This window comes from Paraburkholderia sp. UCT31 (assembly GCF_014397655.1).
Lineage (GTDB): Bacteria > Pseudomonadota > Gammaproteobacteria > Burkholderiales > Burkholderiaceae > Paraburkholderia > Paraburkholderia tuberum.
In genome coordinates, this window is the sequence record NZ_VZQP01000139.1 from 1 (window position 1) to 3,743 (window position 3,743).

4 protein-coding genes are annotated in these 3,743 nt (G+C 62.5%); all 4 read right to left on the minus strand.

The features are described 5' to 3' along the window. Positions 1–498: 498 nt before the first annotated feature. Genes F6X40_RS41010 through F6X40_RS41025 form a run of 4 tightly spaced genes read right to left on the minus strand, consistent with a single transcriptional unit; the run spans position 499 to position 3,693 of the window. Positions 499–747 carry an RNA-binding protein gene (locus tag F6X40_RS41010; protein WP_187631828.1) on the minus strand — a complete coding sequence of 83 codons (249 nt, stop codon included), beginning with the start codon at positions 745–747 and terminating at the stop codon, positions 499–501. 28 nt (positions 748–775) lie between these two features. Next, positions 776–1,567 carry an enoyl-ACP reductase FabI gene (gene fabI / locus F6X40_RS41015; RefSeq protein WP_187631829.1) on the minus strand — a complete coding sequence of 264 codons (792 nt, stop codon included), beginning with the start codon at positions 1,565–1,567 and terminating at the stop codon, positions 776–778. Positions 1,568–1,571: 4 nt separating this feature from the next. After that, on the minus strand, positions 1,572–2,750 hold the full coding sequence (locus tag F6X40_RS41020; protein WP_187631830.1) for an acetate/propionate family kinase: 1,179 nt from the start codon (positions 2,748–2,750) through the stop codon (positions 1,572–1,574). A gap of 4 nt (positions 2,751–2,754) precedes the next feature. After that, positions 2,755–3,693 carry a phosphate acetyltransferase gene (locus F6X40_RS41025; protein ID WP_187631831.1) on the minus strand — a complete coding sequence of 313 codons (939 nt, stop codon included), beginning with the start codon at positions 3,691–3,693 and terminating at the stop codon, positions 2,755–2,757. Positions 3,694–3,743 lie beyond the last annotated feature (50 nt).

The following is a 3,743-nucleotide window of genomic DNA, read 5'->3' on the forward strand; positions in this document are numbered from 1 at the left end:
ACCGTCCATCCCAAAACGGGCGCAAAGGATGTCGCCGTGCATTAGTCGGCTGGTCGCGTTGATTGCTTTTCGCTAAAAGGGTCTCCGTGATTTTCGTGCCGTTTGCGTGCAAGCCGGCAAGCACGCGCCAAACATCGCGCGCCAAGCCGGAAACGGCATGCTCTTCAGATTTCGTTGACCGGGCTACATAGAGAAAACATCTATGAATTGGACACAATCGTCATGTTGAACACCGTCGGCGTCCACGCGTTCCGGCCGACCTCAGTGGTGGAGACGTCAGGTCTCACGACCGCAAGAGCCGGCTTCAGACCATCGTGAATTGCAGCAACCGCGACCGCCCGTTCATTATGGCGGGAGGATTCGCACATCGATCAATTATCAAAATTCGCCAGAACCACTTGACAAAGGACTGCTCATGGAAGGGCACCCCTATAGTCGGAAATCCACGCATTGGGGTCGCTGAAAGCGGCCCATTTTGTGCGGCGCCACCCATGCCGGTCATTCTGTTGGGCGCTGCACAATGATCGCTTCGATCCCGTGGTCGTTCCAGAACACGTGGTGAATCCTGGCCTGAAGCAGTCGCAGCGCTTCCGGCTGCAGATCATGGAACGCAAGCAGCACAGCAGGCCGGATTCCGGTACCTGCCATGCGCTCAATGGAAACAAACGGCGGGAAGCCATAGCGGCTCAAAAAACCCCGGATGTCTTCGTCGGAAACAGTGTCTTCGACGGTTTGCAGCAATAGCATAGTCACGATGTCCTTCTCCTGTGCAGTGTCACGCCATGATGTTGACGCCGCCATCGACATACAGCGTTTCCCCGGACACTCTCCGTGCGTACGGCGTGGAGAGGAAAGCGCAGGTGTAGCCGACGTCCATGATGTCGACGAGTTCGCCGAGCGGCGCACGGTGGGCTGCTTCGTTGAGCAGCAGACCAAAGTCCTTGAGTCCGGAAGCGGCGCGCGTCATGAGCGGACCCGGTGAGATGGCGTGAACGCGGATGCCCTGCGGACCCAGCTCATGGGCGAGGTAACGCGCGCACGCTTCGAGCGCGGCCTTCACGGGTCCCATGACGCTATAGTTCGGCACGACCTTGCTTGCGCCGTGATAGCTCATGGTGAGCAGCGTGCCACCTTTATCCATGAGGGGCGCGGCAAGCGCGGCCATACGCACGAAGGAATGGCACGAAATGTCCATTGCTTGCGCGAAGCCCTCGCTCGAGCAGTGCAACAGCCCGCCCTGAAGGTCGTCCTTCGGTGCCCACGCAATCGAGTGCAGCACGATGTCGAGGCGTCCCCAACGCTGGCCTATTTCGGCAAACACCGCGTTGAGCTGGTTCGCATCGGCGACGTCGAGCGGCAGGAGCATGTCAGCATCCAATTCCTGCGCGATTGGCTCGACCCAGGCTTTGGTCTTTTCCGTGGCATACGTAATCGCAAGGTCAGCGCCGAGTTCGCGAAACGCCTTCGCGCACCCGTATGCAATCGAGTGTTCGTTGGCTATGCCCGTGACGAGCGCCTTCATGCCCTTCAGCAGTGGGCCTGCCTGTCCGCTGTGTGCCGTTGACATCGCTTTACTCCACGACAGCGCGCGTATGGCGCGCAATCATCAGTTCTTCGTTGGTCGGAATGACCCACACCGGTATGCCGCTTGAAGCGGTGGTCACGATCGGTCCGCCCTTGAGATTAGCAGCGACGTCCAGTTCGACACCGAGCCACTTCGTTCGCCGCACGACAGCCTCGCGGACCGCCGCCGCATGCTCACCTATACCGCCGGTAAAAACGAGCGCGTCGATGCCATCCATCGCGGCGGCAAGCGAGCCCAGTTCACGCGAGATGCGATAGACGAAAAGATCGATCGCGAAGCGGGCCCGAGGATCGTCGCTTTCGAGCAGCGTGCGCATGTCCGCGGAGACGCCCGATACGCCGAGCAATCCGGACCGGCGATACAGGAGATCCTCCAGAGCACGCGCATCCATGCCACGCTCTTCCATCAGGTACAGCACCACGCCGGGGTCGAGATTGCCGCAGCGGGTGCCCATCGGGAGGCCATCAAGGGCAGTAAAGCCCATCGTGCTGGCCACGCTCGCGCCCGCCACGAGGGCGCACATGCTCGCGCCGTTGCCGAGATGCGCAACCACAGTGCGCCCCGCGGCTGCTCCGGGTGCGACGTGGGGCAACACGCTGGCGATGTACTCGTACGACAGCCCGTGAAAGCCGTAGCGCCGCACGCCGAGGTCCGTGATCGCCGCCGGCAGCGCGAACGCCTGGGCCACCTCCGGCTGCGTACGGTGGAACGCCGTATCGAAGCACGCCACCTGCGGCACGTCTGGCTGCATCTGGTCGAAAAGACGTATCGACTTCAGGTTATGCGGCTGATGCAGTGGTGCCAGCGGCGTCAGCTTGTCCAGTTCGTCGACCACGGCAGGGGTCAACCGAACTGGCCCGCTGAAGCGCTGCCCGCCGTGTACCACACGATGGCCGACGGCCACCAGCGTGTGTCCTTCGCGGTGCTCCTCGAGGAACACACCGATGTGTTCGAGCCCGTGCCGATGGTCCAGCTCCGTACCGGCAGTCCACTCCTTCGCGTGGTGCTCGCCATGACGATCCAATGCTTCGAATCTTGCGTGCGACGTATAGAGTCCATCGACCTGGCCATGCACGACCAGATCGAGCGCACTACCCCGCTCTTCGAACGCCGAGAACTTGATACTGGACGAGCCGGCGTTGAGGACGAGAATCACGTCTGCCATGGCATCACCCCACCATCTTTGCCGCCTCGCGCCGCGCGCGGGCAACGAGCACGGCCACTGCGCACGAGGCGAGGCGGGTAATGAGCGAATCGGCCCGGCTCGTCAGGATGATGGGCACGCGCGCGCCTAGCACGATACCGGCCGCGTCCGCGCCCGCGAGGAACGACAGGCTCTTGGCCAGCATGTTGCCCGCTTCGAGGTCGGGCACCATGAGCACATTGGCGCGCCCCGCCACTGGCGACTCGATGTGCTTGATGCGTGCCGCCTCGGCGTCGATGGCGTTGTCGAGCGCTAGCGGACCGTCGACGAGTGCCCCGGTCACCTGCCCGCGGTCCATCATCTTGCATAGAGCGGCAGCCTCGATTGTGGACGGCACTTTCGGGTTCACTGTCTCCATAGCCGAAAGAATCGCCACCCGCACTTCCGGAAACCGCAAGGCGTGGGCAAGATCGATCGCGTTCTGCAGGATGTCGACTTTTTCCTCAAGCGTCGGCGCGATGTTGATCGCCGCGTCGGTCACAATTAGCGGATCGGCGTGTCCCGGCACATCCATCACGAAGCAGTGGCTGATGCGCCGGGCTGTTCGCAGTCCCGAATCGCGGCGGACCACCTCGGCCATCAGTTCGTCGGTGTGAAGGCTGCCCTTCATGAGCGCTTCGGCCTTGCCTTCGCGCACGAGCTGGACGGCAGCGGCCGCCGAAGCTTCGCTGAACGGTGTGTCGACGATCGGGTAATCGGCGATCGGAAGACCGCATTCCGAAGCGACCGAGACGATGCGCTCGCGCGGACCGACGAGCGTGGGCGCGATCAGCCCTTGCTGCGCGGCCTCGACCGCCCCCTGCAAGGAACTCCTGTCGCAGGGATGAACGACGGCCAGAAGCATGGGCGCAAGATTACGGCATTGCGCAATGAGCTCGTGGTACTTGACGTGTCTGGATTCCATGGCGGGTTCCCTCACTGACGGGTTGGCGGCACTCACGATGCCGTGGCCCG